Source organism: Pseudomonas sp. P179 (genome assembly GCF_000478485.2).
GTDB classification, from domain to species: Bacteria; Pseudomonadota; Gammaproteobacteria; order Pseudomonadales; family Pseudomonadaceae; genus Pseudomonas; species Pseudomonas aeruginosa.
Genome location: NZ_KI517354.1, coordinates 3,895,052 through 3,921,343, shown reverse-complemented (window position 1 = coordinate 3,921,343; position 26,292 = coordinate 3,895,052). Strand labels below are relative to the sequence as shown.

The window sequence follows — 26,292 nt, the reverse complement described above, 5'->3', positions numbered from 1 at the left end:
CGAAGGGGCGTATCATCCCCTAACCAGCGCCATAGCTCCAGAGGCAGAGCGTATTCCGAAACCGGTTTCGGACCACCTGCGTCAGGGGAAAACCCGGCGGAACCCGCCAGGGAGACGACATTCCCCCGGAAAGCCGGCCTCGGAAGAGGCCGCTTTCGCCATTCTCTTGCGGATATGCGAGAGATCGGAGACCGGTAACGGCTCATTTCAATCCTGTGGCGGAATATCCACCAGCAGGCTGTCGACGCGCTGGAAACCGCGCGGCAGCTTGTTGCCTCGCCGGCCCCGCTCCCCCTTGTAGTGTTCCAGGTCGTCGCCCTTGAGCGACAGGGTACGCTTTCCAGCCTGCAGGACCAACGTCGCCCCGGCTGGCAGAACAGCCAGGTCGGTGAGGTACTCCTCGCGGCTGGCCACGCGTTCGCCGGGGATGCCGATGATCTTGTTGCCCTTGCCCTTGCCGAGCTGCGGCAGGTCGGAGACCTTGAACAATAGCAGACGGCCCTCGGTCGTCACGGCCGCCAGCCAATCCTGCTCCACATCGCGCACCGGGCGCGGCGCCACCACGGCGGAGCCGTTGGGCAGGCTGAGCAGGGCCTTGCCGGCCTTGTTCTTGGCTTGCAGGTCCTCGCCCTTGACCACGAAACCATAGCCGGCGTCGGAAGCGATCACGAACAGCGCATCGTCGTCCGGCAGCAGCACGCATTCGAAGCTGGCCCCCGGCGGAGGCGTCAGCCGGCCGCTGAGTGGCTCGCCCTGGCCTCGCGCGGACGGCAGGCTGTGGGCCGGCAGCGAGTAGCTGCGCCCGGTGGAGTCGATGAACACCGCATACTGGTTCGAGCGTCCCGGCGCGGCGGCCTTGAAGCCGTCGCCGGCCTTGTAGGAGAGGCCGGCGGCGTCGATGTCGTGGCCCTTGGCGCAACGCACCCAGCCTTTTTCCGAGAGCACCACGGTCACCGGTTCGGTGGGCATCAGCTCGGTTTCCGACAGCGCACGGGCCTCGGCGCGGGCGACGATCGGCGAACGGCGGTCGTCGCCGTAGGTCTCGGCGTCCTTGATCAGCTCCTCGCGCACCAGCTTCTTCAGCTTGGCCTCGCTGCCGAGCAGGGTCTGCAGGCGCTTCTGCTCCTTCAGCAACTCTTCCTGCTCGCCGCGGATCTTCATCTCTTCCAGGCGTGCCAACTGGCGCAGGCGGGTGTCGAGGATGTAGTCGGCCTGCACCTCGCTGAGTTCGAAGCGCTCCATCAGCACCGCTTTGGGCTGATCCTCGGTGCGGATGATGTGGATCACCTCGTCGAGGTTGAGGAAGGCGATCAGCAAGCCATCCAGCAGATGCAGGCGGCGCTCGACCTTGTCCAGGCGGAACTGCAGGCGTCGACGCACGGTGCCGATGCGGAACTGCAGCCACTCCGAGAGCAACTGGCGCAGGTCCTTGACCTGCGGCTTGCCGTCGAGGCCGATGATGTTCAGGTTGACCCGGTAGCTGGTTTCCAGGTCGGTGGTGGCGAACAGATGGGTCATCAGCTCTTCGACATCGACCCGGTTCGAACGCGGGATGATGACGATGCGGGTCGGGTTCTCGTGGTCCGACTCGTCGCGCAGGTCGGCCACCATCGGCAGCTTCTTGGCCTGCATCTGCCCGGCGATCTGTTCCAGCACCTTGGAACCGGACACCTGGTGCGGCAGGGCGTGGATGACGATGTCGCCGTCCTCGACGCGGTACACCGCGCGCATGCGCACCGAACCGCGGCCAGTCTCGTAGACCTTCTGCAGGTCGGCGCGCGGGGTGATGATCTCGGCTTCGGTGGGGAAGTCCGGGCCCGGCACGTGTTCGCACAATTCGGCGACCGTCGCGCCCGGCTGGTCGAGCAGGCGCACGCAGGCCGACGCGACTTCCCGCAGGTTGTGCGGCGGCACGTCGGTGGCCATGCCCACCGCAATGCCGGTGGTGCCGTTGAGCAGCAGGTTGGGCAGGCGGGCCGGCAGCACGGCCGGCTCGTCGAGGGTGCCGTCGAAGTTCGGTACCCAGTCCACGGTACCCTGGCCCAGTTCGCTGAGCAGCACCTCGGAATAGCGCGACAGGCGCGCCTCGGTATAACGCATGGCGGCGAAGGACTTGGGATCGTCCGGCGCCCCCCAGTTGCCCTGGCCGTCCACCAGCGGATAGCGATAGGAGAACGGCTGCGCCATCAGCACCATGGCCTCGTAGCAGGCCGAGTCGCCGTGCGGGTGGAACTTGCCGAGCACGTCGCCGACGGTGCGCGCCGACTTCTTGTGCTTGGAATCGGCATCCAGCCCCAGTTCGCTCATGGCGTAGACGATGCGTCGCTGCACCGGTTTCAGGCCGTCGCCGATATGCGGCAGGGCGCGGTCCATGATCACGTACATGGAATAGTTCAGATAGGCCTGCTCGGTGAACTCGGCCAACGACCGGCGTTCGACCCCTTCCAGGCTCAGATCGAGGGATTCGCTCATGCGTACCTCACGGAGAAGTGTTTTGGCGCAGCACCAGGGTGCCGTCGCGCTGGGTGAATTCGAGTTGTTTCAGGGCGCTCATGCCGAGTAGCACCTCATCGCCGTCCATGCCCGGCGCAATCAGCGCCGCGACCCCGGACAGGCGGATATCGCCGAGTTGCAGCTGGTCCAGCCGCGTGCGCCAGCCCGTGGCGCGGCCGTTGGCCGTGCTCAGGGTGATCGGCGCGCCGCGCTCCAGCGCGAGTCTTGCCGCCAGGGCCTCCGGCACCGCCACCTGGGTCGCCCCGGTATCGAGCAGGAAGGTCACGCCCTGGCCGTTGATCTGCCCGTTCAGCAGGTAATGGCCCTGGCGGCTGCTGGCCAGGCGCAACTCGACGTAGCCGTCGCCATGGATCGATTGCGGCGCCTGGTTCGGGTTGCGCTGTCGATCTTCCCAGACGCCGAAATAGCGCGTCGCCAGCGCCAGCCCGGCGACCCAGGCCAGCACCAGCATGATCCGTCCCAGCCGCTGACCGGGCGCCTGTTGCGTCACTTGTCCCCCAACCAGCCGCCGGCGGGCGCGGCGAAGCGCAGGACGAAGGGCCGCACATCGCCATCGGCGCGCGCATGGTCGCCATTGTCGATGCCCAGCCAGGCGCCCTTGTCGTCCAGCGACAGGGCTTCCGCGACGCCATAAGGCAGCTCGTAGCGACGCTCCGGCGCCAGGACCGCCGAGGCGAACGACCAGCAGCGCTCGACCTTGGCCTGGGCCAGGTCGCGGCGACAGATCTGATGCGCCAGGCGCTCCAGGGTGAACAGCTTGCCGCGGTAGAAGGCGAGGTCGGAGAAATCCTTCGGCAGCTTGCGCGCGCTGCCCAGTTCCGGCGGCGGCTCGATCTTGCCGCCCTCGGCGAGCAGTACGCAGCTGCCCTCGCAGCGCCAGGCACTGTTGTCGCGGTGGGCCACCAGCAGGCCGCGGCGCTCGCGCTCGGCAGCCAGCCAGAGGCGCTTGCCCTCGGGGTCGACGGCGATCCCTTCGAACAGCGCGTTGAAATTCATCAGCATGCCGCTGGCCCGCGCTTGCGGCAGCAGCCCGGGCGGCAGGCGCAGCCAGTTCGGCGCGCCGCTCACCGGCAGTTGCAGGACCGCCGCGTGCGCCTCGCTGACCAGGTAGCGATTGCCGGCGGCATCGCAGGCGATGCCTTCGAAGTCGAGGTTGCCGCCGCGCACCAGGCCACTGAGCCAGACCCGCGTGCTCATGCCCCAGGGCAACCCGCTGTCCGGCGGGGTCGGAGCGATGAAACTCTCGGCCTCGGCCTGCCAGGGCTGGTCGGAGCCTTCGGCCGAGGGTTGCAGGCGATACAGGCGGTCGTCGTCGCGGTCGGAAACCGTCCACAGCGCGCCGCCACACCAGGCCAGCCCGGAGAGGTTGCCGCCGCGCATGCCCTCCACCGCATGTTCCGAGATGAAGCTCAAGGCTGCCGGAACCGGTGGCTCTGGCGGCGCCTCGGCCGCCTGGACCAGGCCCCCGAACAGGCCGAGGATGGCCAGCAGGCGGCGCATCAGACCAGCACCTCGGCCAGGTTGCCCTTGCTTTCCAGCCAGGACTTGCGGTCACCGGCGCGCTTCTTGGCCAGCAGCATGTCCATGATCTCCAGGGTTCCGGTGGCGTCCTCCAGGGTGAGCTGGACCAGCCGCCGGGTATTCGGATCCATGGTGGTCTCGCGCAGTTGCAACGGATTCATTTCGCCAAGGCCCTTGAAGCGGGTGACCTGCGGCTTGCCGCGCTTCTTCTCAGCGGCCAGGCGCTCGAGGATGCCGTCGCGCTCGGCTTCGTCGAGGGCGTAGTAGATGTCCTTGCCGAGGTCGATGCGGTACAGCGGCGGCATCGCCACGTAGACGTGGCCGGCTTCCACCAGCGGGCGGAAATGGCGGACGAACAGCGCGCAGAGCAGCGTGGCGATGTGCAGCCCGTCGGAGTCGGCATCCGCGAGGATACAGATCTTGCCGTAGCGCAGCTGGGCCAGGTCACTGGCACCCGGATCGACGCCGATGGCCACCGCGATGTCGTGGACCTCCTGGCTGGCGAGCACCTCGCCGCCGTCCACTTCCCAGGTGTTCAGGATCTTTCCGCGCAGCGGCATGATCGCCTGGAATTCCTTGTCCCGCGCCTGCTTCGCCGAGCCGCCGGCGGAGTCGCCCTCGACCAGGAACAGTTCCGCGCGCATCGGTTCCTGTCCGGCGCAGTCGGCCAGTTTGCCGGGCAGCGCCGGCCCCTGGGTGATCTTCTTGCGCTCGACCTTCTTGCCCGCCTTGAGGCGACGCCCGGCGTTGCTGATCGCCAGTTCCGCCAGTTGCAGGCCGATTTCGGCGTGCTCGTTGAGCCACAGGCTGAAGGCGTCCTTCACCACGCCCGAGACGAACGCCGCCGCCTCGCGGGACGACAGGCGCTCCTTGGTCTGCCCGGAGAACTGCGGTTCCTGCATCTTCATCGAGAGGACGAAGGCGATCCGTTCCCAGACGTCCTCGGGCGCCAGCTTGACGCCGCGCGGCAACAGGTTGCGGAACTCGCAGAATTCGCGCATGGCGTCGAGCAGGCCCTGGCGCAGGCCGTTCACATGGGTGCCGCCCTGGGCCGTGGGAATCAGGTTGACGTAGCTTTCCTGCACCGACTCACCGCCCTCGGGCAGCCACAGCAGGGCCCAGCTCACCGCTTCCTTGGAACCTTCGAGGTTGCCGCAGAAGGGTTCGTCCGGCAGGCGAGGCAGCTCGGCGACCGCGTCGGTCAGGTAGGAGCGCAGGCCGTCCTCGAAGTGCCACTCGACGCGCTCGCCGGTGTTCTTGTCCTCGAACACCACGCTCAGGCCCGGGCACAGCACCGCCTTGGCCTTGAGCACATGCTTGAGGCGGCTGACCGAGAACTTCGCCGAATCGAAATACTTCGGATCCGGCCAGAAATGCACGCTGGTACCGGTATTGCGCTTGCCGACCGTGCCGATGACTTCCAGATCGCTGTCCTTGAAGCCGTCGGCGAAGGTCATCCGGTACTCGTTGGCGTCGCGCTTGACGCGTACCTCGACCCGGGTCGAGAGCGCGTTCACCACCGAGATGCCGACCCCGTGCAAGCCGCCGGAGAACTGGTAGTTCTTGTTCGAGAACTTGCCGCCGGCATGCAGCTTGGTAAGGATCAGCTCGACGCCCGGCACGCCCTCTTCCGGGTGGATGTCCACCGGCATGCCGCGGCCATCGTCGATGACTTCCAGCGAGTTGTCCTGGTGCAGGATCACCTGCACGCTCTTCGCGTGGCCGGCCAGGGCTTCGTCGACGCTGTTGTCGATGACTTCCTGGGCCAGGTGGTTGGGGCGGGTGGTGTCGGTGTACATCCCCGGGCGCTTGCGCACCGGGTCGAGGCCGGAAAGGACTTCGATGGCGTCTGCGTTGTAAGTAGCCATGGGGTCTCTATTCAGTCAAAAGTCGAAAAGTCGGTGTCGCGCCACAGCGCCGACGGGTAGCCGGCGAACGCCAGCAGCGCCGGCAGGTGCCGGGCGAAGCCCTGGAAACCGTGGTCGCCGCCGGCCTGGATACGTAGCACGCAGGCTCGGTAGAAGGCCTGCGCGACGCGATAATCGAGGGTTTCGTCGGCGGTCTGCAGCCATACCTGGTAGCGTTCGGGACGTTGCAGGTGCGTGACTTCCAGTTCGGCCAACGCCGCCACGTGGTCCTCGGTGAGTTCCCAGGTCTCGCCGCTGTAGTGGTTGGTCTGCGCGCCCAGGTAGCCGTCGAAGGAGCGATGCGGGGCGACCGCCGGATTGACCAGGATCGCCGCCAGGCCATGGCGCTCCGCCAAATGGGTCGCATAGTAGCCACCCAGGGAGCTGCCGACCAGCACCGGTCGCCCGAGCTCGGCAATGGCCCGCTCCAACTGGGCGATAGCCTGCCGTGGGTGATGGTGCAGGGCCGGGACGCGCAGGCCTTCGGCCAGGCCCAAGTGGCCGAAGGCCGCCTGCAGCTGACGCGCCTTGTGCGATTCGGGCGAACTGTTGAAGCCGTGGATATACAGCAGGGATGGGCTGGTCGCGGTCATCGGGAACGGGCTAATGGGCTTCAACTCGGTAGGGAAAGCCGAACGGTAACAGCTTCCAGGCTTCATCTTCCAGCCTGCGCGCCGATCGGCAACGACGCACGTGGCCGCGGTATCCCGCGACCGGGGGCATGTCAGTATCCGGCGGTGTCGTAGTCCACTTCGAAGACGACGTCGTCGACCCGCGAGATCCCCGTTTCCAGGCGCCCGTCGTCGTGCAGGCGCAACCAGCGGTAGCCCGGCGCCAGGCGGTCGAGGGTGAAGTCGCTGCTGCCGGGGGCGAACTGTACGCAGGTGGACGGCGAAGCCAGCAGGCGCAGCGGGCCGCGCTGGCGGTCGAACTCCTGGTGAATGTGCCCCCACAGCAGGCAGCGTACCTGCGGATAGGGCGCCAGCAGGTCGAACAGCGCCTGCGGGTTGCGCAGGCCGATGGGATCCATCCAGTCGCTGCCGATCGGCACCGGGTGGTGATGGAAGGAAACCAGCAGGAAGCGTTCGCCGGCGCTGTCGATGGCGCGCCGCAGCAGCTCCAGCTGATCCTCCTCGAGATAGCCCGGCACCGCGCCGGGAATGCTCGAGTCGAGCAACACCACGCGCCAGTTGCCGACGTCGACGACCTGCTCCAGCAGGTCGCTGCCCTCGGTCGCCCTTTGCATCGGCTCGCGTTCGTCGTGGTTACCGGCGAACCAGCGCAACGGCGCGTCCAGGGGGGCGCTCAACCTGCGGAAGCGTGTGTAGGAATCGAGGCTGCCGTCCTGGGAGACGTCGCCGGTGGCGAGAATCAGGTCGATCCGCGGCTGCTCCCGGGCGACCCGCTCGACCACCTTCTCCAGGCTATGGGCGGTATCCATGCCAAGCAGGCGCGCGCCATCCTCGGCGAACAGGTGGCTGTCCGAAAGCTGCACCAGCAGTACGGAGGCGTCGGTGGCGGGAGTGTTCGAATGGCGTGACAAGGGGCCGTCTCCTGAAGGCGAGGCGTCCGCGGTGAAAGGGATGATTATGGTGACCGACGAAAGTGGCGGCAAACCCGGAAAGCGGAACAGATCACAGTTGCGAGGACTACTTTTGGCTTGATGTCATTCAACTGGCCTTTTGCCTGCAACCGCTCAGCGCTGGGCCACCGGCTCCATTTCGTGGCCGCAGGCCAGGCAATGGGCGAGCCACTCGCCGAGGAACAGGTTGAGCTGGTTCTTCTCGTCGGGCTGGTGCATCGCCTGGTTCGGGTAGGGATAGATCGCCATCAGCCGCCGCGCCTGTTCGGCGCCGATCACCTCGGCCATCCGCGCATCGTGGTAGACCCGCACTTCCAGCCGCGGCGCCGGCAACCAGGGCAGGCCCAGTTCCTGGCGCACCTGAAGGGTGGTGGTGTAGGGGCAGGCCTCGGTCACTTCCAGCGCAAGTACGCCGAGCAGCCGCTCCCCTTCGCTCAGCGCGACCCGGCGCGAGGCCTGCGCCTCGCGCATGTCCGGGAGCAGGCGCATGAGCCGCGCGTAGTTCGCTTCGCAGGTCGCCTGCAGGCTGGCCAGGTCGACCCGGTAGCGCTCGCGCAGCAGGTTCAGGCCCATAGCCCACGCACCTCGGCCCGGTTCAGGGCCAGCCACTGCAGGGCGATGATGCTCGCCGCGTTGTTGATCCGCCCGTCGCGCACGGCCTGCAGCGCATCTTCCAACGGCCAGACGTGGACGCGGATGTCCTCGCCCTCCTCCGGCAAGCCATGCACGCCGCCGACGCCTTCGCTGTCGCAACGGCCGACGAACAGGTGCACCACTTCGTCGGTGCCGCCCGGCGACGGCAGGTACTGGGTTATCGGCCAGAGCGCACCGAGAGTAAGCCCGGCCTCCTCCATCGCCTCGCGATGGGCCACTTCCTCCGGTTGCTCGTCCTTGTCGATCAGGCCGGCGACCAGCTCCAGCAACCAGGGGTTGGCGAGCTTCTGCATCGCCCCGACGCGGAATTGCTCGATGAGCACCACGCAATCGCGCTGCGGGTCGTAGGGCAGCACGCAGACCGCGTCATGGCGGACGAACAGTTCCCGACTGATTTCCCGGCCCATGCTGCCGTCGAACTGGCGATGCCGCAGGCGCAGGCGATCGAGACGATAGAAGCCGCGGAAGCATTCCTCGCGCTGCACGAGCTCGACGTCACCGGGGGCGGGTTTGAAGGTTTCGGACATCCTCGACTCACTTCACTCGGGTATGTGGGTTTCGCGCCATCCTATCGCGGCCCGGCGCAGGGCGCAGCCACTTTCAGGACAGCTCGGGAAAACTTCGTGGCGCTCGCCGCACGGGCGTGTTTCCCGGCCACGGCTAGGCCATACTTGGGGTTTGCGCGGGCCGAACTCAAGCGCGACGCCAGGGTCGAAACGGACTGGTCGACGCTTCGAGCCCGCCCATCCACCGTCGCAAAAGGAATCCCATGCGCCTTCTGAAATTCGCCGCCCTCGGCAGCCTGGTCGTTCTGCTGAGCGCCTGCCAGAGCCTCTTCAAGCCCGGCCTCGACGACCCGCTGCCCACCGAGCGCCTCGCCAGCGAGCACCTGAAGCCCGGCTGTCAGGGCGAACAGTGTCCCTTGGTAAACATCGACACCTTGAAGTTCCCCGACGAACCGCAGTTGGACCCGATCGTCGAGCGCGCCCTGCTGGAAATGACCCGGGAAAACAACGAAACGCCCCTGCCGGCATCGCTGGCGGCCTACGAGCGGCAGTTCCTGGACAGCGCCGAGCCGGGCTGGAGCAGCTACCTGCAAGCCAAGGTGCGCGAACAACATGACGGTCTGGTGATCATCGAGCTTTCCAGCTACCTGTTCACCGGCGGCGCCCACGGCATGCCCGGTCGCGGCTTCATCAACTACGACCGCAGGCAGCACAAGGTGCTGAGCCTGCAGGACATGCTGGTTCCCGGCCAGGAAGAAGCCTTCTGGAAACAGGCCGAGCTGGCGCACAAGGCCTGGCTGCTGGCCAACAAGCTCGACCAGGACGCCGATTTCCAGAAGACCTGGCCGTTCCAGCGCACCCCGCACGTGGCATTGACCTTCGGCGCGGTGACGCTGAAGTACGACGCCTACTCCATCGCGCCGTATTCCTATGCCCACCCCGAACTGAAGATCCCGTATCCGCGCCTGAACGGCATCGTCAAGCCGAACCTGTTCCCCGGCCGCGGCTGACGCTTCCGACGCTCCGCAGCCCCTCGTCACGGCGAGGGGCCCCGTGGCGCGGCCTACACCTGCCTGTAGATCACCGATCCTTCGTCCTTGAAGCGCGCCGCCTGCTCCTGGAAGCCAGCCTCGATGGCTTTGCTCTCGTCGGACAGGCCGTTCTCCTTGGCGTAGTCGCGGACTTCCTGGGTGATCTTCATCGAGCAGAACTTCGGTCCGCACATGGAGCAGAAGTGCGCGACCTTGGCCGAGTCCTTCGGCAGGGTCTCGTCATGGAACGCCCGCGCGGTGTCCGGGTCCAGGCCAAGGTTGAACTGGTCCTCCCAACGGAACTCGAAGCGCGCCTTGGACAGCGCGTTGTCGCGGATCTGCGCGCCCGGGTGGCCCTTGGCGAGGTCGGCGGCATGGGCGGCGATCTTGTAGGTGATGATCCCGGTCTTCACATCATCCTTGTTCGGCAGACCCAGGTGCTCCTTGGGCGTGACGTAGCAGAGCATGGCGCAGCCGAACCAGCCGATCATCGCCGCGCCGATGCCGGAGGTGATGTGGTCGTAGCCGGGGGCGATGTCGGTGGTCAGCGGGCCGAGGGTGTAGAACGGCGCCTCGTCACAGCACTCCAGCTGCTTGTCCATGTTTTCCTTGATCAATTGCATCGGCACGTGGCCGGGACCTTCGATCATCACCTGCACGTCGTGCTTCCAGGCGATCTTGGTCAGCTCGCCGAGGGTTTCCAGCTCGCCGAACTGGGCGGCGTCGTTGGCGTCGGCCACCGAGCCCGGACGCAGGCCATCGCCCAGCGAGAAGCTGACGTCGTAGGCCTTCATGATTTCGCAGATCTCTTCGAAATGCGTGTAGAGGAAGTTCTCCTGGTGGTGCGCCAGGCACCACTTGGCCATGATCGAGCCGCCGCGGGAAACGATGCCGGTGACCCGCTTGGCGGTCAGCGGCACATAGCGCAGCAGCACGCCGGCGTGGATGGTGAAGTAGTCGACGCCCTGCTCGGCCTGTTCGATCAGGGTGTCGCGGAAGATTTCCCAGGTCAGGTCCTCGGCGACGCCGTTGACCTTCTCCAGCGCCTGGTAGATCGGTACGGTGCCGATCGGTACCGGGCTGTTGCGCAGGATCCACTCGCGGGTTTCATGGATGTGCTTGCCGGTGGACAGGTCCATCACCGTGTCGGCGCCCCAGCGGATGCCCCAGGTGAGCTTCTCCACCTCTTCCTCGATCGACGAGCCCAGCGCGCTGTTGCCGATGTTGCCGTTGATCTTCACCAGGAAGTTGCGGCCGATGATCATCGGCTCAAGCTCGGTGTGGTTGATGTTCGCCGGAATGATCGCGCGGCCGCGGGCGACTTCCTCGCGGACGAACTCGGGGGTGATTTCCTTCGGGATGTTGGCGCCGAAGCTGTGCCCCGGGTGCTGCTGGTCGAGCAGGCCGGCGGCCCGGGCTTCCTGCAGCTTCATGTTCTCGCGGATGGCGATGTATTCCATCTCCGGGGTGATGATGCCTTTCTTCGCGTAGTGCATCTGCGAGACGTTGGCGCCCGCCTTGGCCCGGCGCGGCGTGCGCACGTGGGCGAAGCGCAGGGCGTCGAGGCTGGCGTCGGCCAGGCGGGCCTGGCCGAACTCGGAGGTCAGGCCGGGGAGGATCTCGGTGTCGCCGCGCTCGTCGATCCAGCGCGAACGCACGTCAGGCAGGCCCTTGCGCAGGTCGATGCGGACCTCAGGGTCGGTATACGGGCCGGAGGTGTCGTAGACGAACACCGGCGGGTTTTTTTCGCCGCCGAAGGCGGTGGGGGTGTCGGCGAGGGAGATTTCCCGCACCGGGACGCGGATGTCCGGGCGCGAGCCGGTCAGGTAGACCTTGCGCGAGTTCGGGAAAGGCTGCGTCGACTGGCGGTCGAGCTGCTCAAGGCGGGTGATGTTGTTCTTCTGCGTTGCGCTCATCGATGGCTCTCCTGGGTGATTGTCGGGAGAACCTGGCACGCGGGGCCACCGGGACTGGTGGCGAGAAGGACGCGCCGGCAAGGCAGGCATGGCGCGGACATCTTGTTCCCTACGCGGGTTGCTGCGGTCCGCGCGAGGCGGAACCGGACGCTAGCCCGATCAGGTTCAACGGGATCCGGAACTATCCGATCTCAGCCCCTCGTATAGGGCACCCCGACAAGAACCCCGGCAGTCTAATCAACACCGGCGGGATACGCCAACGGGAAAACGCCCCGCCCGACCGGCAGTCATGGTCCAGTCCGGCGCCCTCTCGCCAGGGAAGACGCAGATCCCCGCACGTTCGCCGGCACATCGATCCGGACTGGCTCTTCGATCAGTTGCCGCGCAGGTGCCTTGACCGCCACCGGTAGCGACCTTAGCCTTGCCCCACCTCGCATCTTTTCCAGGACGAACGAATGCTGCGCAGACTCTCCCTGGCGGCCGCCGTGGCCGCTGCTACCGGTGTCGCCTGGGCCGCCCAGCCGACCCCGCTGCCGACCAAGACCGACCTGATCAGCGTCTACAAGGAAGCCGTCGACAACAACGCCGACCTCGCCGCCGCCCAGGCCGACTACCTGGCGCGCAAGGAAGTGGTGCCCCAGGCCCGCGCCGGCCTGCTGCCGCAACTCGGCGCCGGCGGCCGTATCGGCGACTCACGGATCGCTCTCGACGAACCGGCCGCCACGGTCAAACGCAGCAGTCATGTGGTCCAGGCCAGCCTCAGCCAGCCGCTGTTCCGCGCCGACCGCTGGTTCCAGTGGCAGGCCGCCAAGGAAACCAGCGACCAGGCCAAGCTGGAATTCTCCGCGACCCAGCAGGACCTGATCCTGCGCAGCGCCGAGACCTACTTCACGGTGCTCCGCGCCCAGGACAACCTGGCCACCAGCAAGGCCGAGGAAGCCGCCTTCAAGCGTCAATTGGACCAGGCCAACGAGCGCTTCGACGTGGGCCTTTCCGACAAGACCGACGTGCTCGAGGCCCAGGCCAGCTACGACACCGCCCGCGCCAACCGGTTGATCGCCGAACAGCGCGTGGACGATGCCTTCCAGGCCCTGGTGACCCTGACCAACCGCGACTACAGCGCCATCGAGGGCATGCGCCATACCCTGCCGGTGGTGCCGCCGGCGCCGAACGACGCCAAGGCCTGGGTCGACACCGCGGTGCAGCAGAACCTGCGCCTGCTGGCCAGCAACTACGCGGTCAACGCCGCCGAGGAAACCCTCCGCCAGCGCAAGGCCGGGCACCTGCCGACCCTCGATGCCGTGGCCCAGTACCAGAAGGGCGACAACGACGCCCTCGGCTTCGCCAACAGCGCCGCCAATCCGCTGGTGCACTACGGCAAGGATGTCGAGGAACGCACGATTGGCCTGGAACTGAACATCCCGATCTACAGCGGCGGCCTGACCTCCTCCCAGGTCCGCGAGTCCTACCAGCGCCTCAACCAGAGCGAGCAATCCCGCGAAGGCCAGCGCCGCCAGGTGGTGCAGGACACCCGCAACCTGCACCGCGCGGTGAATACCGACGTCGAGCAGGTCCAGGCGCGGCGCCAGGCGATCATCTCCAACCAGAGTTCGCTGGAAGCCACCGAGATCGGCTACCAGGTCGGCACCCGCAACATCGTCGACGTGCTCAACGCCCAGCGCCAGCTGTACGCCGCCGTGCGCGACTACAACAACAGCCGCTACGACTACATCCTCGATACCCTGCGCCTGAAGCAGGCGGCCGGCACCCTCAGCCCGGCCGACCTGGAGGCGCTCAGCGCCTACCTGAAGCAGGACTACGATCCGGACAAGGACTTCCTCCCGCCGGACCTGGCCAAGGCCGCCGCCGAGCAGTTACAGAGCAAGCCGCGCCAGCAGTACTAGCACGAGCCAAGACGCCCCCGGTCGGGGGCGTCTTCGCTTGACTGGCCTGGCGCGCGTCGCCCGGGTCAGCGCGCCAGCGGCTGGAGCAGCGCGTCGAACTGCTCCAGCCGCGGGAACCGCAGGGGTACATCCTGCTCGAGATTTTCCAGCCGCGCCCGGTAGGCGCGCAGGAAGTTGCCGCGCGCTTCCTCGCTGATGTATGGCACGTGCCAGGCGACGAAGGGCTCCAGCACCTGCATGCCGACATAGGCCAGGGTGCCCCGCAGGATCGGCCGCAGCATGTCCTCCAGCGGTCCGTGGATGGCACCCTCGCCGAACATGTGCTGGCGCCCGCCCAGGGTCAGGCTGACCAGCGCCTTCTTGCCGGCCAGGCCACCCTGGTCGTAGAAGCGCTTGCCGCCATAGCAGACCCCGGACACCAGTACCCGGTCGAACCACCCCTTGAGGATCGCCGGCACCGAGAACCAGTAGATCGGAAAGTTGAGGATCAGCAGGTCGGCCCACAGCAGCTTGTCCAGCTCGGCCTGGATGTCGGCGGCCAGGCTCTGGCGCTTGACGCTCTCGCGCTGCTCCAGGGCGTACACCAGGTAGTCGGGATCGGCGCGCTCGGCGAAGTCGGCGGCACTGGCCACCGGATTCCAGTTCATCGCGTAGAGATCCGAGACCTGCACCGCGTGGCCCTGGCCTGCCAGGGTCTCGCATGCCTGGTCACAGAGCGCGCGGGTGAAGGATTGCGGTTCGTTGTGGGCGTGGACGATCAGTACGTTCATCGTGGTTTCCGAATCGTGGTGACCGGCCGCATCGCTCGCGGCCGAGGGGTTCAGGCCTGGCCGAGCAACTCGGCGGCGCACAGCGCAATGCGCCGACAGGCTTCGCGCAGCGGTTCGGCGCCCAACACCAGGCCGAGGCGGATGTGACCGGCGGCGCTCGGGCCGAAGGCTTCGCCGGCGAGCACCGATACGCCATGGCGGTCCAGCAGGCGGTCGGCGAAGGCCTGGGCGGAAAGTCCGGTGGGACGGATGTCGACCATCACGAACATGCCGCCGTCCGGGCGCAGTGGACGCAGGCCGGGGCTGTCGGCCAGGCACTCGATTACCAGGTCGCGGCGGCGGCGGTAGGCCTCGCGCATCGCCTCCAACTCCGGCAGCGGCGCTTCCAGCGCGGTACAGGCGGCATCCTGGATGAATTCCGGCGAGCCATAGAGCATGCACAGGGCGAGGTTCTCCAGGTGCGCGCAGAGTGCTGCGGGACCGACCACCCAGCCGACCCGCCAGCCGGTCATGGCGTGGGATTTCGACAGGCTGTTGAGGGTCGCGGTACGGTCGGCCATCCCCGGCAGGCTGGCCGGGCTGACATGCTCGCCGTCGAACAGCAGTTCGCTGTAGACCTCGTCGGAGATCATCCACAGGTCATGGGCCATGCACAGCTCGGCCAGGGCTTCCCAGGTGGCCCGCGGCAGGCTGGCGCCGGACGGGTTGTGCGGGCTGTTCAGCGCCATCGCGCGCGTGCGCGGGGTGATCAGTGCGGCGACCTCCTCGGCCTGCACGCGGAAGCCATTCTCGGAGCGCACCGGCACCGGCACCACCCGCGCGCCACAGGCGCCGAACACCGCTTCGTAGGTGACGTACATCGGCTCGGCGACTATCACCTCGTCGCCCGGATTCAGCAGGCACTGCACCACCGCGTACAGCGCGCACTGGGCGCCGGCCAGCACCACCACCTGCTCCGCGTCCACCGCCTGGCCGCTGCGCTGCCGGTGGCGTTCGGCGATGCGCTGGCGCAGGGCGCGCTTGCCGCGCACGTCGGCGTAGTGGGTGTTGCCGGCCAGCAGGCTGTCGATGGCCGACTGGACGATGGGCGCCGGGGTATCGAAGTCGGGGTCGCCGACCGACAGCAGGAGGATTTCCTCGCCCTGCTCGACCCGTGCCAGCGCGCGATAGTGGATGTCCCAGGCAGCGGCGCCGTCGCCGGCGATACGTTGGGTGAAGTCGGAATAGCGCATGGATGCTCTCCTTGTCCGGCGGTCAGCGCGCGCAGGCGTGCCGCAGTTCGATCAGGGTCACGCCGGGCTGCCCGAAGCCGGCGCGCAGGTCGCGCTCCAGTTCGTCCAGGTCCTGCGGCTGGCGCACCGCGCAACCGTAGGCGCGGCCCAGCAGGGCGAAGTCGGGGTTGCGCGGCAGCACGCCGACCGGCTCGATGTCCAGGCCGAGCATGTCGTCGCGGATCTGGCCGAGCGCGTCGTTGTTCCACAGTAGCACCACCAGCGGACTGTCCAGTTCCTCGCTGGCGGTGGCCAGTTCCTGCGCGGTGTAGAGGAAGCCGCCATCGCCGACCAGCACCAGGCCCGGGCGCTGCGGGGCGCCGAGCTTGGCGCCGATGCCGGCCGGCAGGCCGTAGCCGAGGGTGCCGTAGCCGGTGGGATGCAGCCAGCTGCGCGGCGCTCGGCTGGCGAACGCGTAGTTGCCGGTATAGGCCAGTTGGGTCATGTCGGTGCTGACGAAAGCATCGGCCGGCAGCGCGGCGGCGATCCGGTCGAGGATCGCCTGGTGCAGCGCCTGCAGCGGCGCGTGTGCCGCGCGGATCTCCGCGCGCAGGCGCGCCACCCTCGCGGCGGCCGGCGCGGCGTCGCGGGCCTCCTGCGGCAGGCGCGCCAGCAGCGCCTCAAGGGTCTGCCGGGCATCGCCCCTGAGCGCTACGGCAGAGGGATAGAAGTCGTTGAACTTGCGCGGGTCGATATCGACGCGGATCAGTTCGCCGGACAGCGGCAGGCGTTCGCGCCAGAAGTCGGTGTCGGCCATCTCGGTGCCCACCGCCAGCACCAGATCGGCCTCGGCGATCATCTCCCAGCCCGGCGCTACGCACAGGCTGGCCCCGGCGTTGAGCGGCGCGTCCGGCGGCAGCAGGCCCTTGCCGGCGACGCTGGTGAACAGCGGCGCGGCCAGGCGCTCGCTCAGCGCGGCAAGCGCATCGCCGGCCGCCAGCGCGCCGCCGCCGGCGATGAGCATTGGTCGCCGGGCCGCAGCCAGGCGCTCCGCCGCCGCCCGCAATGCCTCGGTGCACGGCACACCACGACCAGGGCGGCGCGCCACGGCAGCGCTCCAGTCATGGGCCACCGGCGCGGCGAGCACGTCGAGCGGGATCGAGATATGCACCGGGCGCGGACGCTCGCTGTCGAACACCGCGTAGGCCCGGGCGATCAGTTCGGGCAGCTGTTCCGGGCTCAAGGCCAAGGCGGAGAAGGCAGTGATCGGCGCGGTCATGGCACGCTGGTCCTGGGTCTCGTGCAGGCAGCCCCAGCCCTTGCCCAGGCTGGCGCTGTGGTTGACGCTGGAGATCACCAGCAGCGGCACCGAGTCGGCGTAGGCCTGGCCGATGGCGGTGGCGACGTTGGTCACACCCGGCCCAGTGATGACGAAGCACACTCCCGGCTTGCCGCTGACCCGCGCATAACCGTCGGCCATGAAGCCGGCGCCCTGCTCGTGGCGGGTCAGCACGTGGCGGATGCCGCTGCCCGGAAGTCCGCGGTACAGCTCGAGGGTGTGCACGCCGGGGATACCGAAAACGGTATCCACGCCGTAGTTGGCCAGCAAGCGGACCAGGGCCTGGCCGGCGGTGAGGGTCTTCTGTGGTTGCATGGGCAATATCCTCGTCCAGTTCGGCGACCATCGGAGTCGCCGCTCGCGCCGCAGCGCTCTTGCTCCCATTCCCACAAGCGGGAGGGGGAGCCGTCGTGTCCGCCCGGGCCTTCAGCCATTGGCCAGCCGGATCAACGCATCCACCGCCAGCGCTCCCTCGGCATCCGCCAGCAATGGGTTGACGTCCAGCTCCAGCAAGCGCTCGGCATGTTCGCAGGCGAATTCGGCGACCGCGCGGATCGCCGCCACCAGGGCCTCCATGGATACCGCCGGGCGACCGCGGAAGCCGCTGAGCAACGGCGCGCTGCGCAGGCTCAGCAGGGCATCGCGGATCGCCGCGTCGGTGGTCGGCAGGAGCAGGCTGCGACTGTCGCGCAGCAGCTCCACGAGTATCCCGCCGGCACCGATCACCAATGCCAGGCCGAAGCCCTCCTCGCGCTTGACCCCGACGATCAGCTCGGCCAGCGGCGCGCCTGCCATGCGCTCCAGCAACACACGCTCGAAGACCAGTTGCGGCGCGTGCCGGGCCAGGCTTTCGCGCATGTCGAACAATGCCGCCTCCAGCGCCGCCTCGTTGCGCAGGCCGAGCGCCACGCCGCCGGCCTCGGTCTTGTGCGGCAGCGCGGCGCTGACCGCCTTGAGCACCAGCGGGAAGCCGAGGTCGAGGGCCGCTTCGCGGGCCTGGCCGGGGGTGCTCAGCACCCCCTGGGGCAGTGGCAGGCCGAAGGGTTTCAGCGCCTGCTTGGATTGCCACTCGTCGAGCAGGTAGCCGTCGCCCACCAGCGGCCCTGGGCAGATCGGCACCAACGCCGCCTCACCGCGCTCCAGCAGCGCCGCGCGGCGCTGGCGGTAGCGGGCGATCCGTCCCCAGGCGGCGAGACCATCCTCGACGCCTTGCAGCGCGGCGACGCCCTCGCCGTGCAACAGCTCGCGGGCCCGGGCCGGCAGCAGTTCCGGGAACGCCGAGGCGATGAAGCCGACTTTGCCGTGGCGCTTCAGCGCGGCGCAGTAGCGTTGCAGAAGCAGGTCGCACTGCGGCCGCTCGCCGGTTTCCTCGCCCGGATAGTCGAGCACCAGCAGGGCGGCGTCGGCAGGGCTGCGCAAAGCGCTGTCGAGCATTTCCTCCAGGGCCGCGGCATCGCCCCAGATGGCGGTGGTGAAGTCCAGCGGGTTGGCGATGTTGGCGTAGTCGGGCAGCACCCCGGCCAGTTCGTCGCGCTGTCCGGCGTCGAAAGACGGCAACCCCAGGCCGTTGCGCTCGGCGTAATCGGCGATCAACCCGGCGTCGCCGCCGGAACAGGCCAGCGCGACCAGGCTCGGCCCGCCAGGCAGGTGGCCGCAGGCGGCGGCCTTGAGGGTTTCGACGAAGCTCACCGGGCCGCTCACGCGGATCACCCCGAGGCGCTCGAACAGGCTGTCGTAGAGCGCGTCGGAACCGGCCAGGGAACTGGTGTGGCTGAGCGCGAGGGCCGCGCCGATCTTCGACACCCCGGTCTTCAGGGCGATCACCGGCACGCCTTTCTGCAACGCCTTGTAGGCCGCACGGGCGAACCCCGGGACGTTCTTCAGCCCTTCCAGATGCAGGCCGATGGCAGTCACCCGCGGCTCGTCGAGCAGCACGTCCATCAGCTCGGCGATGCCCAGCTGCGCCTGGTTGCCCACCGATGCCATATAGGCCACCGGCAGAGAACGGTCGCTCATCGACAGGTTGTAGGCGAAGTTGCCGCTCTGCGTCAGCACCGCGACGCCCCGCTCCACCTGCCGACCGCCATGTGCCACCGGCCATAGCGCGGCGCCGTGCAGGTAGTCGAGCAAGCCGTAGCAGTTCGGGCCGAGCAGCGCCATTTCGCCGGCGGCGGCCAGCAGCCGGCGTTGCACGGCCAGGCCCTGTTCGCCGGTTTCGGCGAAGCCGGAGGCATAGCAGATCGCCCCGCCGGCGCCTTTGGCGGCGAGCGCGGCGACCGCGTCGAGGGTCAGTTCGCGGTTGGTGGCGACGAACGCCGCGTCCGGGCCGCACGGCAGGTCGGCGACGCTGGCCACGCAGGGTACGCCTTCGAGTTCGGCGTGCTGCGGATTGACCAGCCACAACTGGCCGGCGAAACCGCCTTCGGCACAGCGTTTCAGGGCACGCGCCATGCCACGGCCGCCAATGAAGGCGAGATGCCTGGGTGCCAGCAGGCGCTTGAGGTTTTCACGATTCATGTCGGTTCTCGATTCGGAACATGGCAGCCTTCCCCTCTCCCCTGGAGGAAGAGGGGAGCCAGGACTTCAACGCAGCAACGGCCGCAGCAGTTCGCGGGAAACGATGTGCCGCTGGATTTCCGAAGTGCCCTCCCAGATCCGTTCGATCCGCGCGTTGCGCCAGATGCGCTCGACCGGTCCTTCATCCATCAGGCCCATGCCGCCGAAGATCTGCACCGCTTCGTCGGCGACCTTGCCGAGGGTCTCGCTGGCGAACAGCTTGGCCATGCCGGCCTCGCCGTCGGTCATGGTGCCCTGGTCCATCTTCCAGGCGGTGTGCAGGGTCATCAGCTCGGCGGCACGGATCTGCGTGGCCATGTCGGCGAGCTTGAAGGAAACGCCCTGGTAGCTGCCGATCGGCTGGCCGAACTGCTTGCGATCGGCCGCCCAGCGCAGCGACAGGTCGAGGGCGCGCTGGGCCTGGCCGACGCAGTTGGCGGCGACCATCACCCGTCCGGCGGTGAGCCAGGCGTTGGCCACTTCCCAGCCCTTGCCGACCTCGCCGAGCACCTTGGAGGCCGGCACCCGGCAATCGTCGAAGAAGATCTCGTAGGTGTGGTAGCCACGGTTGCTCACGCATTTCGGCCCGCGGCGCACGGTCATCCCGGGCGTGCCCTTGTCCACCAGGAAGGCGGTCACCGCGTTGCGCTTGCGGCCGTTGTGCTCGTAGCTGTCGGTGACGGCGAAGACGATGGCGAAGTCGGCGTGCCCGGCGTGGCTGATGAAGTGCTTGCTACCGTTGATCACGAAGGCGTCGCCGTCGCGCACCGCGCGGGTCTTGATCGAATTGGCGTCGGAGCCGGCGCCCGGCTCGGTGAGGGCGAAGCAATCGGTCTTTTCGCCCTGCACGCAGGGCAACAGGTAGTCGCCGAGCTGTTCTCCGGTGCAGGCCATGAGGATCTTCGAGGGCCGCGCGACGAATACGTGGAGGGCCCAGGAGACCTTCGACAGCTCGCGTTCGACCAGCGCCTGGGACAGGTAGTCGAGGCCGCCGCCACCCACTTCCTCGGGCATGTTGAAGGCATAGAAACCGGCGGCGAGGGCCTTGCCGCGAATCTGTGCGGCCAGCTCCGGCGACACCGCGTCGGCGCGGTCGACATCGTCCTCGTGGGGCAGCAGTTCCTTCTCGACGAAGCTGCGCACCGCCTCGACCAGCATGTCCTGTTCCTGGGTCAGCCTGAAATCCATGGGAATCACCTGCTCGGCGCCTAGCGCCCGCTGAATTGAGGGGAACGTTTCTCGGCCACGGCGCGCAGCGCCTCGGCGGCATCCTCGCTGCGCCCGCAGAGCAGCCCGGCGGCCTGCTCGGCACGCAACTGCTCGGCCAGCGAGCGCCCGGCGCCGTCGCGCAGCAGGCGCTTGGTCTGGGCGAAGGCGAAGGTCGGGCCGCTGGCGAGACGCGCAGCGAAGGCGCCGACCGTCTCAACCAGGCGCTCGTCGGCGACCACCTCGCCGACCAGTCCGGCGCCCAGAGCGCGCTCCGCGCTCCAGGCTTCGTCGAGGAACAGCAGGCGCTTGGCCGCCTCGCTGCCAAGCAGCCGTGGCAGATGCCAACTGGCGCCGGCGTCCGGGCAGTAGGCCATGCCGGTGTAGCCGGCCTTGAAGCGCGCCGAGGCGGCGGCGATGCGGAAATCGCAGCACAGCGCCAGGTCCATGCCAGCGCCCACGGCGCTGCCGTTGACGGCGGCGACTGTGGGTTTGTCGAGGGCGTGCAGGCGCCCCATCAGGGCGTGGGCGGCCTCGGTCCAGCCATAGCTTTCCAGCTCGCCACGGGCTTCAGCCGCCGCCCATTCGGCGAGATCGGCCCCGGCGCAGAAGCTGCGTCCGCTGCCGCCGAGGACCACGGCGCGCACTGCCGGGTCGCGCTCGCAGGCATCGAGTCGGACGTGCAGGGCCTCCAGGGTGGGGATATCCAGTGCATTGCGCTGTTGCGGACGATTCAGGACGAGCCAGGCGATCCCGGCTTCGACCCGCGTCTGCAATGGGGAAAGGTCAGTCATGCGGCCCTCGTTCTTATTGTTGGTTGATGGCGATCGCGGCTTTCAGGCAATACTAAACATTCGTTCAACAAGACCACAATCCACCCATTCGGGTGTATGTAACGGCCCTGCGGCAGGCGCAAAGCCACACGCCATGCGATCCGCCGAAAAGCGGCGAAGGCCCGCGCGAGCCGGCTGTTACAACTTCGAACAAACCAACCAGGCGATAACGAAAACGCCCGCCGGATGCGGCGGGCGTCGGGTCCTGCGAATGGCCGTTCAGCCGGCCCGTCCCAGGGCGGGGTCGCCCAGTCCCTGCGGCTGCCGGCGACGAACCACGTAATAGGCCAGGTAGCAGGCGGCGATGAAGCCGAAGCCCCAGTACAAGGACGGCCGCTGGGTGGGATCGAGGGCGAGGAAGACGAACAGCGAGCAGCACACGGCGATGCAGGCCAGCGGCACCAGCGGGAACAGCGGCGCGGCATATTTCAGTTCGGCGACCGTGCCGCCGCTGGCCATGTGCTCGCGGCGGAAGCGGTATTGGGCGTAGGCGATGACGATCCAGGTGACGGTGCCGGACATCCCGCTCACCGCCATCAGCACCATGAACAGGGTGTCGGCGGCGACCACGCTGGTCAGCAACGAGAGCAGGGCGAAGCACAGGGTGATCAGCAACGCGTAGAGCGGCACGCCGCGCGCGCTGAGCTTCGACAGGCCGCGCGGGGCCATGCCGGTCCTGGACATCGCCCAGAGGATCCGCGTCGAGGCGTACAGGCCCGAGTTGCCTACCGAGAGGATGGCGGTGAGGATGACGAAGTTCATCAGGTCCGCCGCGTAGGGAATCCCGACCATGTCGAACACCTGCACGAACGGGCTTTCCATCAGCCCGGCCTGTTGCCAGGGAATGATGGCGGAAAGCACGACGATGGCCAGCACGTAGAAGATCAGTACGCGGAACACCACGTTGCGCACCGCCCGCGGGATGCTCTTCTCCGGTCGCTCGGTCTCGCCGGCGGCGACGCCCATGATCTCGCAACCCTGGAAGGCATAGACCACCGTCATCATCACCGCGAACACCGCCGACAGGCCGTTGGGGAACAGCCGCTCGCCGACCAGGTTGGAGAACATCGGCGCCGGCGCACCGCTCTTCAGTTCGATACCGCCGAAGATCACCAGCCCCCCGACCACGATGAACACCAGGATCGCCGCCACCTTGATCCCGGCGAACCAGTACTCGGCCTCGCCGAAGGCGCGGGTCGCCAGGGCATTGAGGGAGAACAGCACGACCACGAAGAAACCCGACCATAGCCACACGGGCACCTCCGGGAACCAGCGGGTCATGAGCATCCCGGCCGCGGTGAATTCCAGGCCTACCGTGGAGGCCCAGCTCATCCAGTAGACCCAGCCGATCATGAAGCCAGTCGCCGGGCCGATGAAACGCGTCGCGTGGGCCTGGAACGAACCGGAGACCGGCATCTGCACCGACAGCTCGCCGAGGCAGACCATCACCAGGTACATCAGCACCCCGGCCACCAGGTAGGCCAGCACCGCGCCGGCCGGGCCGCCCTGGTTGATGGTCACGCCGGAGCCCATGAACAGCCCGGTGCCGATCACCCCGCCGAGGGACAGCATGAAGATGTGGCGGCTCGCCAGGGCCCGGGTGAGTTGCAGCCTTTCCTTGCCGTCAGCCATGGCGCACCTCCGGATGAGGGTACGCACAGGGGTCTTCGAGATGGCTCATTATTCTTGTCTCCACTCTGTCAGAGGCCGTGTCTTGCGCACGGATGAGCGGATTATTGGCGGCGGATGTAAGACGCCGTTGAACGCGCGGATCGAAGATGTAAAAAGCTGTAAGGAAGTTGTTCGCCGCGCCGCTCAACCGGCCGCTGAGTCGGCTTCGCCGAGGAAGCCGGCGCGGCGCAGGGCTTCGGCGCCGTCGCGGCGCAGGCTACCCAGGCGTGCGCCCCAGGCTCGCGGGTCGACCCCGGCCGCGCCCAGGGCCTCGCGCTCCAGCTCGCCCAGGCCGGCGCCGAGCGCCACCAGGCCCATGGAGTGGCAGCTTCCGGACAGGCGATGGGCGATGTTCGCCGCCTCGGCCAGGTCCGCCTGGTCCAGGGCTTCGGCCAGCAGCGGCAACTGCTCGTCCAGGCTTCCCAGCAGGTTGCCCAGCAGTCCGGCGAGCTTGTGCCGCCCCAGCAGGCGGCGGTGGGTCTCGAGCATTTGCCGGTCCAGCGCGGCGTCCACCGCAAGCGCAGGCACGCTGGTGCCGACCTCGCCCAGCGCGCGGCGCAGCTCGTCCATCCGCAGGGGCTTGCCGAGCACGCCCTGCATGCCCGCGGCGAAGTACCGACGCACCATGTCCGGCTGGATGCTGGCGGTGAAGGCGAAGATCGGCGTGGCGCGGTTCAGGCCGTCGAGCTGCCGGCGAATCCCGGCGCAAAGCTCGAGGCCAGCCATCCCCGGCAGGTGCATGTCCAGCAGGATCAGGTCGAAGCGCCGCTGCCGGCACAACGCCAGGGCCGGCCCCGCGTCCTCGGCCAGCATCACCCGGTGGCCGTCCCGCTCGAGCAGGCCCTGGGCCACCTCGCGGTTGAGCGCCACGTCCTCCACCAGCAGCACCTCCAGCGCAGACACCGATGCCGCCGGCGGCGTCGCGCCGGACAAGCTCGCCAGCGCCAGCTCGATCTCGAACCAGAACGTGCTGCCCTGGCCGACCCGGCTTTCCACGCCGATCCGCCCGCCCAGCGCTTCCACCAGCCGCTTGCTGATCGCCAGGCCCAGGCCGGTTCCGCCGTAACGGCGGGTCACGGCGTCGCCGCCCTGGGTGAAGCGTTCGAAGATGCGTTCGCGCATTTCCTCGGGAATGCCGATTCCATCGTCCGCGACGCTCAGCCGCAGTCGCTCGCTTCCTGCGCTGCGCACCAGCCGCTCGACGCGAACGCGCACCTCGCCGGCCTCGGTGAACTTCACCGCGTTGCCCAGCAGGTTGGTCAACACCTGGCGCAGGAACTGCTCGGCGCCGCGATGGCCGTCATGAACCTGCGGGTCCAGCCACAGGTCCAGCCGCGTGGCGTTCTCCCGCGCCCGCGGTTCGAGCAGGGTGAGGACGTCCTCGAGCAGGCTCCGCAAGGAAAAGTCCACCGCTTCCGGCACATCCGCCGCTTCCTCCAGCCGGGCGAAGTGGAGGACCTCGTTGAGGATCGCCAGCAGTCCCTCCCCCGCTGTCGCCAGTGCCCGCAGGCGCTGGCGGTCACGCTCGCCGAGCGATGCCTCGCGCAGCAGCTCGGCCATGCCCAGGATGCCGTTCAGCGGGGTACGGATCTCATGGCTCATGGTCGCGAGGAAACGGCTCTTCGCCCGGTCGGCGGCTTCCGCCTGGTCCTTCGCCCGACGCAGGCTGGCGGTGCGTCGCTCGACCTGTCGGCGCAACTCGTCGCGATCGGCATCGCGCCGGCGGCGGTCGGTGCGCAGGGCCTGGCGCATGTCTTCCAGGGCGGCGGCGACGGCGTCGATCTCATCGCGCTCGCGGTCCACCTTGTCCAGTCGCAGCGGCTGTTGCAGGTCGCCTTCGGCGATATGCCCGGCGAACTCGGACATGCGCCACAGATGGCGAGTGACCAGGCTGTGGAACAGCCAACTGAGGGCCACCGCCAGGCCGCAAAGGAAACTGCCCATCCACAAGAGGCTGGCCAGGCCGCCGGAAACCAGCCGGCGATAGACCGCCGCCAGGTCGATGGCGATCTCCAGCTCGCCCAGTTGCCGACGCTCGCCCCCCGGCGGCTGGTAGCTCAAGGGAAAGCGCTCGACCCGCAGCATGCCGCGTGGACGCTGGTCGCCCTGCAACAGGTTGAAGTCGGCGCTTTGCAGGCTGACACGGGCGATGTCGGGGAAATCCCCGAGGCCGCGCAACTGCACGTTCAACTGCTCCTGGTTGAGATCCCAAAGGCTGCGCTCGAAGCTGGCCAGGTAGCCGCTGCGGATCAGTTCCAGGCGCGCCTCGATCTCGCGCATTTCGCGGCGGTATTCGAAGAACAGCTGCACGGCGCCGGCGAGGACGGTGAAACACAGGCTGAACAGCAGCACCCGCCACAGCAGGCGCCGCGCCAACACTCCGCCGTGGCCGCTCACCAGGCGTCCGCGCGGTTGCCGGCGAGGCGCCGATAGTCGCGCACGCTGTCGTCCAGCCAACGCTGGATGCTGCCGTCGTCGCGATAGCCACGCAGGGCCCGGTCGATCTCGTCCATCTTCGCCGCCAGCGGCGAGTGCCGCGAGACCGCCACCCGCAGGTAGTCCACCGTCAGCGGTTCGGGCAGCGCACGGATGTTCTCGCCGCCGGCCAGGCGCTCGGCGAACAGCGTGCCGGTGCGGCGTTCGTGGGCGATGTAGTCGATGCGCTGGCGCACCAGCTTGCCGAAGTTCTGTCGGCTGTCGGAAACCCATTCGACGTTGCCGTGGCGGCCGACGAAGCGGTCGAAGTCCGCCCCGTAGCTTTCGCCGAACAACAGCCCGCCGCGATAGCCGGCGAGGTCGCCGAGGGATTGGATGCGCACCGGCCGCTGGCGGTTGTAGAAGATCGCCACGTCCTCGCGCAGCACCGGCTCGGCGGAAAACGCCAGGTCGCGATCGCGCGCGGGCGTGCGGTAGGCCAGTATCAGGTCGACCCGTCCGGCGGCGGCGTCGAGCAGGCAGCGCCGCCAGTTGCCCAGCACCACCACCTCGACCCGGTAGCCCAGCGCGCCGAACAGCCGCTTCACCAGCTCCGGCGCCAGCCCCCGGACCTGCTGGCCGTCGCTCCAGGAGATCGGCGGGTATACCGGATAGTCGCAATAGCGGATGGTCTCCGCAGCCTGTGCCAGGCCGCCCAGCAGCCATCCGCAGAGCGCCAGCCAGCAGGCCTGCATG

General features: G+C 68.2%; 20 protein-coding genes and 1 riboswitch. Of the genes, 2 read left to right on the top strand and 18 right to left on the bottom strand.

Annotated elements, in window-relative coordinates; all coding sequences use genetic code 11:
* Window positions 1-207 precede the first annotated feature (207 nt).
* The 8 genes from parC to HMPREF1224_RS30465 form a co-directional block, all read right to left on the bottom strand.
* Window positions 208-2,472 carry a DNA topoisomerase IV subunit A gene (gene parC, locus HMPREF1224_RS30500; protein WP_003095687.1) on the bottom strand — a complete coding sequence of 755 codons (2,265 nt, stop codon included), beginning with the start codon at window positions 2,470-2,472 and terminating at the stop codon, window positions 208-210.
* A gap of 7 nt (window positions 2,473-2,479) precedes the next feature.
* The gene (locus HMPREF1224_RS30495) at window positions 2,480-3,004 is read right to left on the bottom strand and encodes a retropepsin-like aspartic protease family protein (protein WP_003116165.1); all 525 of its coding nucleotides are present in this window, start codon (window positions 3,002-3,004) and stop codon (window positions 2,480-2,482) included.
* Window positions 3,001-4,014: an esterase-like activity of phytase family protein gene (locus HMPREF1224_RS30490; protein ID WP_003095689.1), complete on the bottom strand. Its 1,014-nt coding sequence runs from the start codon at window positions 4,012-4,014 to the stop codon at window positions 3,001-3,003. The genes HMPREF1224_RS30495 and HMPREF1224_RS30490 overlap by 4 nt, the downstream gene beginning before the upstream one ends.
* Window positions 4,014-5,903, bottom strand: a complete 1,890-nt coding sequence (parE, locus tag HMPREF1224_RS30485) for a DNA topoisomerase IV subunit B (protein WP_003102062.1) — start codon at window positions 5,901-5,903, stop codon at window positions 4,014-4,016. The genes HMPREF1224_RS30490 and parE overlap by 1 nt, the downstream gene beginning before the upstream one ends.
* A gap of 11 nt (window positions 5,904-5,914) precedes the next feature.
* On the bottom strand, window positions 5,915-6,535 hold the full coding sequence (locus HMPREF1224_RS30480; protein ID WP_031628475.1) for a YqiA/YcfP family alpha/beta fold hydrolase: 621 nt from the start codon (window positions 6,533-6,535) through the stop codon (window positions 5,915-5,917).
* A 131-nt stretch (window positions 6,536-6,666) separates the two neighbouring features.
* Window positions 6,667-7,485, bottom strand: coding sequence for a 3',5'-cyclic-AMP phosphodiesterase (cpdA, locus tag HMPREF1224_RS30475; RefSeq protein ID WP_003102066.1), 819 nt, complete (start codon window positions 7,483-7,485; stop codon window positions 6,667-6,669).
* Window positions 7,486-7,638: 153 nt separating this feature from the next.
* A complete protein-coding gene (locus tag HMPREF1224_RS30470; RefSeq protein WP_003102067.1) occupies window positions 7,639-8,097 on the bottom strand; it encodes a DUF1249 domain-containing protein in 459 nt (152 codons plus the stop codon).
* Window positions 8,088-8,705 carry an NUDIX domain-containing protein gene (locus HMPREF1224_RS30465; RefSeq protein WP_003095694.1) on the bottom strand — a complete coding sequence of 206 codons (618 nt, stop codon included), beginning with the start codon at window positions 8,703-8,705 and terminating at the stop codon, window positions 8,088-8,090. Before HMPREF1224_RS30465 ends, HMPREF1224_RS30470 begins: the two co-directional genes overlap by 10 nt.
* A 242-nt stretch (window positions 8,706-8,947) precedes the next feature.
* Here HMPREF1224_RS30465 and HMPREF1224_RS30460 point away from each other — a divergent pair, with 242 nt between their 5' ends.
* Window positions 8,948-9,694 (top strand): RsiV family protein, encoded by a 747-nt coding sequence (locus HMPREF1224_RS30460; protein WP_003102069.1) that lies wholly within the window; start codon window positions 8,948-8,950, stop codon window positions 9,692-9,694.
* A 53-nt stretch (window positions 9,695-9,747) separates the two neighbouring features.
* Here the strand turns inward: HMPREF1224_RS30460 and thiC are convergent, their stop codons facing one another.
* The gene (gene thiC, locus HMPREF1224_RS30455) at window positions 9,748-11,631 is read right to left on the bottom strand and encodes a phosphomethylpyrimidine synthase ThiC (RefSeq protein WP_003161275.1); all 1,884 of its coding nucleotides are present in this window, start codon (window positions 11,629-11,631) and stop codon (window positions 9,748-9,750) included.
* A gap of 89 nt (window positions 11,632-11,720) precedes the next feature.
* Window positions 11,721-11,857, bottom strand: a riboswitch (TPP riboswitch).
* 229 nt (window positions 11,858-12,086) lie between these two features.
* Between thiC and opmH the strand changes: the two genes are divergently transcribed.
* Window positions 12,087-13,535, top strand: coding sequence for an efflux transporter outer membrane subunit OpmH (opmH, locus tag HMPREF1224_RS30450; protein WP_003123581.1), 1,449 nt, complete (start codon window positions 12,087-12,089; stop codon window positions 13,533-13,535).
* Between the two features lie 65 nt (window positions 13,536-13,600).
* On the opposite strand, the gene HMPREF1224_RS30445 is transcribed toward opmH, so the two are convergent.
* From HMPREF1224_RS30445 to HMPREF1224_RS30405, 9 genes are all read right to left on the bottom strand, one after another.
* Window positions 13,601-14,305, bottom strand: coding sequence for an NAD(P)H-dependent oxidoreductase (locus tag HMPREF1224_RS30445; RefSeq protein ID WP_003102071.1), 705 nt, complete (start codon window positions 14,303-14,305; stop codon window positions 13,601-13,603).
* A gap of 50 nt (window positions 14,306-14,355) precedes the next feature.
* Window positions 14,356-15,537, bottom strand: coding sequence for an arginine--pyruvate transaminase AruH (gene aruH / locus HMPREF1224_RS30440; protein WP_010793703.1), 1,182 nt, complete (start codon window positions 15,535-15,537; stop codon window positions 14,356-14,358).
* A gap of 22 nt (window positions 15,538-15,559) precedes the next feature.
* On the bottom strand, window positions 15,560-17,239 hold the full coding sequence (locus HMPREF1224_RS30435; protein ID WP_004347641.1) for a 5-guanidino-2-oxopentanoate decarboxylase: 1,680 nt from the start codon (window positions 17,237-17,239) through the stop codon (window positions 15,560-15,562).
* Between the two features lie 42 nt (window positions 17,240-17,281).
* Window positions 17,282-19,372: an acetate--CoA ligase family protein gene (locus tag HMPREF1224_RS30430; protein WP_010793702.1), complete on the bottom strand. Its 2,091-nt coding sequence runs from the start codon at window positions 19,370-19,372 to the stop codon at window positions 17,282-17,284.
* Window positions 19,373-19,438: 66 nt separating this feature from the next.
* A complete protein-coding gene (locus HMPREF1224_RS30425) occupies window positions 19,439-20,599 on the bottom strand; it encodes an acyl-CoA dehydrogenase family protein (protein WP_003095708.1) in 1,161 nt (386 codons plus the stop codon).
* Window positions 20,600-20,619: 20 nt separating this feature from the next.
* Window positions 20,620-21,411 carry an enoyl-CoA hydratase/isomerase family protein gene (locus tag HMPREF1224_RS30420; RefSeq protein ID WP_003116159.1) on the bottom strand — a complete coding sequence of 264 codons (792 nt, stop codon included), beginning with the start codon at window positions 21,409-21,411 and terminating at the stop codon, window positions 20,620-20,622.
* A gap of 258 nt (window positions 21,412-21,669) precedes the next feature.
* Entirely contained in the window at window positions 21,670-23,082 is a 1,413-nt protein-coding gene (locus tag HMPREF1224_RS30415) for an amino acid permease (protein WP_003095711.1), read from the bottom strand.
* Window positions 23,083-23,265: 183 nt separating this feature from the next.
* Entirely contained in the window at window positions 23,266-25,518 is a 2,253-nt protein-coding gene (locus tag HMPREF1224_RS30410; protein WP_010793701.1) for an ATP-binding protein, read from the bottom strand.
* The gene (locus HMPREF1224_RS30405; RefSeq protein ID WP_003116156.1) at window positions 25,515-26,291 is read right to left on the bottom strand and encodes a substrate-binding periplasmic protein; all 777 of its coding nucleotides are present in this window, start codon (window positions 26,289-26,291) and stop codon (window positions 25,515-25,517) included. The genes HMPREF1224_RS30410 and HMPREF1224_RS30405 overlap by 4 nt, the downstream gene beginning before the upstream one ends.
* Window position 26,292 lies beyond the last annotated feature (1 nt).